This window comes from Streptomyces sp. (genome assembly GCF_035563135.1).
In the GTDB taxonomy this organism is placed as follows: domain Bacteria; phylum Actinomycetota; class Actinomycetes; order Streptomycetales; family Streptomycetaceae; genus Streptomyces.
Genome location: NZ_DATMVN010000729.1, coordinates 1 through 8,159 on the forward strand (window position 1 = coordinate 1; position 8,159 = coordinate 8,159).

Below are 8,159 nucleotides of genomic sequence, written 5' to 3' on the forward strand. Positions count from 1 at the left end.
GCCGCCCAGGTCGATCGCGGCGCAGCGCCATCGCAGATCGGGGCCCTGTTCCAGACGGAAGGCCATGGCGCGGACCTGGTCGCCCGTCGCGATGCTGGCGAACGCCTCGACCACGCCGGTGGCCGGCTGGGTGCCGTGGCAGGCGCGTACGACCGGGCGCCGGCAGCCCGCGCCGAGCGGTGCGTCAGGGGCGAGCTCGGCGAGCTGGTCGTAGGCCTCGCCGATCGTGTGGCCGAGCATCCAGTGCACCGGGCGCTGTCCGCTGAGGACGGCGAGCAGGCGTTGGGCGAACCACTGGTGCGGGTGCAGCGGCCGCCGGGGCCGTTGCGGAGGTACGGTGCCCGGCCTGCTGCGGTCGCGTCGTCCGGCCGGCCTCGTCCTGTCCGTGCTCATGCTCATAGCCCCCGTGGCTGTGCTTGTCCGTCGCCCAGGCGAATACCGGGCGGTAACTTCTGTTGGGGATCTTCTACGGGTCCGGTCGGCGGCCCCGCAACCGGCGGAAGCGGACGATCCGGTACGGAACGGGATCACCTATCCGGGTGGCGGGCCCCGCGCCTCAAGGGATCGGCGGGGGTGACGGGTGTCACGCGGTGGACAGCGGCGGGCGGATCGGCAACCCCGAAGGAGGGACGCCGCACGTATCCTGAGTGCGTCATCGACTACGAAAGCGGTCAGCCATGCGTGTGTACGTCCCCCTGACCCTCTCCGGTCTTGCCGCTGCGCACAGGGCGGGCGAGGTCGGCCCGGGGCCGCTGACCGCCTATGCCGTGACGCCCGGTCTGCGGGAGTGGTACGTCTCCGACGACATCGAGGAGCTGGAGTACGCGGCGCTCAACCGGGCCGCCTCCGCTTCGCTGCGGCTGATCGCGGGCCGGCCGCAGGAGGTCCGGCGCCGGGTGGTCGTCGCTCTCGACGTGCCGGAGGGGGCCGCGGTCGCCGATCCGGACCACGTCCTGGACGCGTCGTCGCTCGGCGAGGTGAGGATCGCGGACGCGGTGGCACTGTCGAAGGCCGCCGCCGTGCACGTGGACGCGGCCGACGCCGGGAAGGACGTCGCCGCGGCGGCCGCATCGCTGGGAGCGGCGGACCTCGGTGACGACGACGCCCAGTTCACCGTGGACGGCGCGGAGGACCACGAGCTGCTGTGGTTCGGGATCCAGGAGATCCCCGGCCTGATCGCCTGACCGTCCGGGCGGTCGAGCGCCCCGATGCTCGGGAGGCCGGGAGCCCGGGAGCGCGTGGCCGGGCGCCTGTCGTACCGGGCGAGTATTTTCTCTCCATGGCGACATCGGGGAAGCACCGCACACACCTGGTCTGGGACTGGAACGGCACACTGCTCGACGACATCCACGCGGTCCTCGGGGCGTCGAACGCCGCCTTCGCGGCGGTGGACCTGGCGCCGCTCACGCTGGAGCAGTACCGCGAGATGTACTGCGTGCCGATACCCAAGTTCTACGAGCGGCTCATGGGCAGGATGCCGACCCCTGCCGAGTGGGAGCGGATGGACGGTCTCTTCCACCGCTACTACACCGAGCAGCGGGTGGCCTGCGGGCTGACCGAAGGGGCCGAGGAACTGCTGGTGCGGTGGCGGCTCGGCGGTCGCAGCCAGTCGCTGCTCAGCATGTACGGCCATGAGCACCTGGCCCCGGTGGTGCGGAGTTACGGCATCGAGCGTCACTTCGTACGCGTCGACGGCCGTACCGGTCCCTCCGGCGGCAGCAAGGCGCAGCACATGGAGCGCCACTTCGAGGTGCTCGGGAGCATCGCTCCCGAATCCGCGGTGGTCATCGGTGACGCGGTGGACGACGCCGTGGCCGCCGCGCATGTCGGCGCGCGCGCCGTGCTCTACACGGGCGGTTCGCACAGCCGCAGCAGCCTGGAGGCGGCCGGGGTGCCCGTGGTGGACACCCTGGCCGAGGCCGTCGCGCTGGCCGAGTCGATGGCGGACTGACGCCGGGCAGGCCTCGGCCGGGCGGCCGGCTGAGCACATCTGCCCACGGGTGTCTCCTTACGCGCGGGAAGGCTCCCGTGCGATGTCCGGAGTGTCAAAGTTCGAGGCCTTCTTTTGTACATATGCGGCTCATGACGGTTGTGGGTGCAGGAGGGATAGCCTGGTGCGGTGATCAGCGCGATACGCCTCGGGGGCAGCGAAGCCCCCGGCCTGCGCCCGGAGTGCCACAGCACCCGGGCGATGCGTGATCTCCGCGTCCCGGGCCGTCTGCCGAAAATGGCCGATATGGTCCCGGACATCTCCCCAGGCGGCATAGCGTCGACGCAGACCGGAAACCCGGCGTCGTGGCGGTACGTCGTCTTTTTCACCTACGTCACGCAACGGCGCGCGACAGGAGTCAGAGGACATGCAGACCAAGCTGGACGAAGCCAAGGCCGAACTGCTCGTACGGGCGGCCCGGGTAGCTGACAACAGTCCGGGCGGTGGTGTCGGCGGCCCGGGAGGCGGCCTCCGGGTGCACCTCGCGGAAGCGGCCGGGGACGGCGCCGGGGCCGGAGCAGAGGACGGCGCCAGGACCGGCCGGGACGCACTGCTCGCCTATTTCCAGCGCTACTACCTGCACACCGCTCCGGAGGACATCACCGGCCGCGACCCGGTCGACGTCTTCGGGGCTGCTTCCTCCCACTACCGTCTCGCCGAGAACCGTCCGCAGGGCACCGCGAACGTCCGGGTGCACACCCCGACCGTCGAGGAGAACGGCTGGACGAGCAGCCACTCCGTCGTCGAGGTCGTCACCGACGACATGCCCTTCCTGGTCGATTCGGTCACCAACGAGCTGTCCCGGCAGGGCCGCGGCATCCACCTCGTCATCCACCCGCAGGTCGTCGTCCGCCGCGATGTCGCCGGGAAGCTGATCGAGGTGTTCGGCGACGATCCGGCCCGGACCCACGGTTCGAAGCGGTCCGACGGCCGTGAACAGGCCGGCGCGGAGCTGCCGCACGACGCGCTCGTCGAGTCGTGGATCCACGTCGAGATCGACCGGGAGACGGACCGCGCGGACCTGAAGCAGATCACCGCCGATCTGCTCCGGGTCCTGTCCGACGTGCGGGAGACCGTCGAGGACTGGGACAAGATGCGCGACGCCGCCCTGCGCATCGCCGACGACCTCCCGGCGGAACCCCTGGACGAGCTGGGCGACGAGGAGGTCGAGGAGGCCCGCGAGCTGCTGCGCTGGCTCGCCGCCGACCACTTCACCTTCCTCGGCTACCGGGAGTACGAGCTCCGGGAGTCCGACGCGCTGACGGCCGTGCCCGGCACCGGTCTCGGCATCCTGCGCTCCGACCCGAAGCACAGCGAGGACGAGGCGCACCCGGTGAGCCCGTCCTTCGACCGGCTGCCGGCGGACGCCCGGGCCAAGGCCAGGGAGCACAAGCTCCTCGTCCTGACGAAGGCGAACAGCCGGGCGACCGTGCACCGCCCCAGTTACCTGGACTACGTCGGGGTCAAGAAGTTCGACGCCGAGGGCAATGTCGTCGGTGAGCGGCGCTTCCTCGGGCTGTTCTCCTCCGCCGCGTACACCGAGTCGGTGCGCCGGGTGCCCGTGGTGCGCCGCAAGGTCGCCGAGGTGCTGGAGGGCGCGGGCTTCACACCCAACAGCCACGACGGCCGCGACCTGCTCCAGATCCTGGAGACGTACCCGCGTGACGAGCTGTTCCAGACGCCCGTCGACCAGCTGCGCTCCATCGTCACCTCCGTGCTGTACCTCCAGGAGCGCCGCCGGCTGCGGCTCTACCTGCGCCAGGACGAGTACGGGCGCTACTACTCCGCCCTCGTCTACCTGCCGCGCGACCGCTACACCACCGGGGTGCGGCTGCGCCTGATCGACATCCTCAAGGAGGAACTGGGCGGCACCAGCGTCGACTTCACCGCCTGGAACACGGAGTCGATCCTCTCCCGGCTGCACTTCGTCGTCCGGGTCCCGCCGGGCACCGAGCTGCCGCACCTCACCGACGCGGACGCGGACCGCATCGAGACGCGCCTCGTCGAGGCCGCCCGTTCCTGGGCCGACGGTTTCCAGGAGGCGCTCAACGCCGAGCTGGGCGAGGAGCGGGCCGCGGAGCTGATGCGCCGCTACGGCCATTCGTTCCCCGAGGGCTACAAGGCGGACCACTCGCCGCGTGCCGCCGTGGCCGACCTGGTCCACCTGGAGGCGCTCAAGAGCGAGCAGAAGGACTTCGCGCTCAGCCTGTACGAGCCGGTCGGCGCGGGCCCCGCAGAGCGCCGGTTCAAGATCTACCGGACGGGTGAGCAGGTCTCGCTCTCCGCGGTCCTCCCCGCGCTCCAGCAGCTCGGTGTCGAGGTCGTCGACGAGCGTCCGTACGAGCTGCGCTGCGCCGACCGCACCCACGCCTGGATCTACGACTTCGGGCTGCGCCTGCCGAAGAAGGCCACGGGCAACGGCGACTACCTCGCCGACGACGCCCGGGACCGCTTCCAGGAGGCGTTCGCGGCCATCTGGACCGGCGAGGCGGAGAACGACGGCTTCAACTCGCTGGTCCTGGGCGCCGGTCTCGACTGGCGGCAGGCCATGGTGCTGCGCGCCTACGCGAAGTACCTGCGCCAGGCGGGTTCGACGTTCAGCCAGGACTACATGGAGGACACCCTCCGCAACAACGTCCACACCACCCGGCTGCTGGTCTCCCTCTTCGAGGCCCGGATGTCCCCGGCCCGCCAGAAGGCCGGCACGGAGCTGACGGACGGGCTGCTGGAGGAGCTGGACGGGGCTCTCGACCAGGTCGCCTCGCTGGACGAGGACCGGATCCTGCGGTCCTTCCTCACGGTCATCAAGGCCACGCTGCGGACCAACTACTTCCAGCTGGCCGACGACCACGAGCCGCACAACTACGTCTCGATGAAGTTCGACCCGCAGGCCGTCCCGGATCTCCCGGCGCCGCGCCCGGCGTACGAGATCTGGGTCTACTCGCCGCGCGTCGAGGGCGTCCACCTGCGCTTCGGCAAGGTCGCCCGCGGGGGGCTGCGCTGGTCGGACCGGCGGGAGGACTTCCGTACGGAGATCCTCGGCCTGGTCAAGGCGCAGATGGTCAAGAACACCGTGATCGTGCCGGTGGGCGCCAAGGGCGGGTTCGTCGCCAAGCAGCTGCCGGACCCGGCCGTGGACCGTGACGCCTGGCTCGCCGAGGGCATCGCCTGCTACAAGATCTTCATCTCGGCGCTGCTCGACATCACCGACAACATGGTGACGGGCGAGGTCGTGCCGCCCGCGGAGGTCGTCCGCCACGACGGGGACGACACCTATCTCGTCGTCGCCGCCGACAAGGGGACCGCGAGCTTCTCCGACATCGCCAACGACGTCGCCGTCGCCTACGGCTTCTGGCTCGGCGACGCCTTCGCCTCCGGCGGATCGGCCGGTTACGACCACAAGGGCATGGGGATCACCGCCCGCGGCGCCTGGGAGTCCGTGAAGCGGCACTTCCGCGAGCTGGGCCACGACACCCATACCGAGGACTTCACCGTCGTCGGCGTCGGTGACATGTCCGGTGACGTGTTCGGCAACGGGATGCTGCTCTCCGAGCACATCCGGCTGGTCGCGGCCTTCGACCACCGGCACATCTTCATCGACCCGGACCCGGACGCGGCGACCTCCTACGCCGAGCGGCGCCGGCTGTTCGACCTGCCGCGCAGCTCGTGGGCGGATTACGACAAGGACCTGCTGTCCGCGGGCGGCGGCATCCACCCGCGTTCCGCCAAGTCGATCCCGATCAACGCGCACATCCGCGCGGCGCTCGGTATCGACTCGAAGGTCACGAAGATGACGCCCGCCGAGCTGATGCAGAACATCCTCAAGGCGTCGGTCGACCTCCTGTGGAACGGCGGCATCGGCACGTACATCAAGTCGACGGCCGAGTCGAACGCCGATGTCGGTGACAAGGCCAACGACGCGATCCGGGTCAACGGGGCGGAGCTGCGGGCCCGTGTCGTCGGCGAGGGAGGCAACCTGGGGGCCACCCAGCTCGGCCGGATCGAGTTCGCCCGGGCCGGCGGCCGGATCAACACCGACGCGATCGACAACAGCGCCGGGGTGGACACCTCCGACCACGAGGTGAACATCAAGATCCTGCTCAACGGTCTCGTGCGGGACGGCGACATGACCGTGAAGCAGCGCAACAAGGTGCTCGCGGAGATGACCGACGAGGTCGGACAGCTCGTGCTGCGCAACAACTACGCGCAGAACACCGCGCTCGCCAACGCCTGCGCCCAGGCGCCGTCACTCCTCCACGCCCACCAGCGCTTCATGCGCAGGCTCGGCCGTGAGGGGCACCTGGACCGGGCGCTGGAGTTCCTGCCGAACGACCGCCAGATCCGTGAGCTGCTGAACCACGGCAAGGGGCTCAGCCAGCCGGAACTGGCCGTGCTGCTCGCCTACACCAAGATCACGGCGGCCGAGGAGCTGATCTCCACCAGCCTGCCGGACGACGCCCATCTGCAGAGGCTGGTGCACGCCTACTTCCCGAAGCAGCTGAGCGAACGGTTCCCCGACGCGGTCGACGGGCATGCGCTGCGCCGCGAGATCATCACGACGGTGCTGGTCAACGACACGGTCAACAGCGGCGGTTCGACCTTCCTGCACCGGCTGCGCGAGGAGACCGGGGCGTCCCTGGAGGAGATCGTGCGGGCCCAGTTCGCCGCCCGCGAGATCTTCGGCCTCTCCGCCGTGTGGGACGCCGTGGAGGCGCTCGACAACACGGTGGCCGCCGAGGTGCAGACCCGGATCCGGTTGCACTCGCGCCGCCTCGTCGAGCGCGGCTCGCGCTGGCTGCTCGGCAACCGGCCGCAGCCGGTGGGGATCGCGGAGACCATCGAGTTCTTCCGGGACGGCGTCGAGCGTGTCTGGGGCGAGCTGCCCAAGCTGCTCAGGGGTGCCGACATCGACTGGTACCGGTCGATCCTCGACGAGCTCACCTCGTCGGGCGTGCCCGAGGAGCTGGCGGGACGGGTGGCGGGCTTCTCGTCGGCCTTCCCGGCGCTGGACATCGTCGCGATCGCGGACCGCACGGACAAGGACCCGCTGGCCGTCGCCGAGGTGTACTACGACCTCGCCGACCGGCTGGGCATCACCCAGCTGATGGACCGGATCATCGAACTGCCGCGGGGCGACCGCTGGCAGTCCATGGCCCGCGCCTCCATCCGCGAGGACCTGTACGCCGCGCACGCCGCGCTCACGTCGGACGTGCTGTCCGCCGGCAACGGCACCTCGTCGCCGGAGCAGCGGTTCAAGGCATGGGAGGAGAAGAACGCGGCGATCCTGGCGCGTTCGCGCGCCACTCTGGAGGAGATCCGCAGCTCGGAGTCCTTCGACCTGGCGAACCTGTCGGTGGCCATGCGGACGATGCGGACGCTGCTGCGTACCCACGCCTGACCCGGAGCGGCCGGCCGGGCCGCGACACAGGGAAGCCGTCCGCCGGACGGGCCGACGAGGCCCGTCCGGCGGACGGCTTCACCCCGTCACTTCCTGGGCTTGGCCTTCGCGGGCCCGGTGAACTCCTCGTACGCGGCGACGACGTCCTTGGTCGGCCCGTCCATCCGCAGGGTGCCCGCCTCCAGCCAGATCGCCCGGTCGCAGGTCTCGGTGATCGACCTGTTGCTGTGGCTGACCAGGAACACCGTGCCGGCCTCCTCGCGGAGCTCCATGATCCGGTCCTTGCTGCGCCGCTGGAACTTCGCGTCGCCGGTGGACAGCGCCTCGTCGATCAGCAGGACGTCATGGCTCTTGGCGGCCGCGATGGAGAAGCGCAGCCGGGCCCCCATGCCGGAGGAGTAGGTGCGCATGGGCAGGGTGATGAAGTCGCCCTTCTCGTTGATGCCGGAGAAGTCGACGATGTCCTGGTAGCGCTCGCGGATCTGTTCGCGCGTCATCCCCATGGCGAGGCCGCCGAGCACGACGTTGCGCTCTCCGGTCAGGTCGCTCATCAGGGCGGCGTTCACGCCGAGCAGCGAGGGCTGTCCCTGGGTGTGCACCCGGCCCCGGGACGGGGGCAGCAGCCCGGCGATCGCCTTGAGGAGCGTCGACTTCCCGGACCCGTTGGAGCCGATCAGACCGATGGCCTCGCCCTTGTACGCGGCGAAGCTGACGCCCTTCACCGCGTGCACCTGGCGTGCGCCCCGGGGCTGCCGGCGCGACACGATCCGG

General features: G+C 70.4%; 5 protein-coding genes. 3 read left to right on the forward strand and 2 right to left on the reverse strand.

The features are described 5' to 3' along the window. On the reverse strand, nt 1-393 hold a 393-nt coding region (locus VN520_RS32225; RefSeq protein ID WP_325750471.1), incomplete at its 3' end, for an Rv3235 family protein. A gap of 284 nt (nt 394-677) precedes the next feature. Between VN520_RS32225 and VN520_RS32230 the strand changes: the two genes are divergently transcribed. The 3 genes from VN520_RS32230 to VN520_RS32240 all read left to right on the forward strand — a co-directional run bounded on the left by VN520_RS32230 (nt 678) and on the right by VN520_RS32240 (nt 7,388). Further along, entirely contained in the window at nt 678-1,184 is a 507-nt protein-coding gene (locus VN520_RS32230; RefSeq protein ID WP_325750472.1) for a DUF6912 family protein, read from the forward strand. A gap of 95 nt (nt 1,185-1,279) precedes the next feature. After that, a complete protein-coding gene (locus VN520_RS32235) occupies nt 1,280-1,951 on the forward strand; it encodes an HAD family hydrolase (protein ID WP_325750473.1) in 672 nt (223 codons plus the stop codon). A gap of 406 nt (nt 1,952-2,357) precedes the next feature. After that, nucleotides 2,358-7,388 carry an NAD-glutamate dehydrogenase gene (locus tag VN520_RS32240; protein WP_325750474.1) on the forward strand — a complete coding sequence of 1,677 codons (5,031 nt, stop codon included), beginning with the start codon at nt 2,358-2,360 and terminating at the stop codon, nt 7,386-7,388. Nucleotides 7,389-7,474: 86 nt separating this feature from the next. Here VN520_RS32240 and VN520_RS32245 read toward each other — a convergent pair. Then, nucleotides 7,475-8,159 (reverse strand): ABC transporter ATP-binding protein (locus tag VN520_RS32245; RefSeq protein WP_325750475.1); only part of this gene is annotated, 685 nt, incomplete at its 5' end.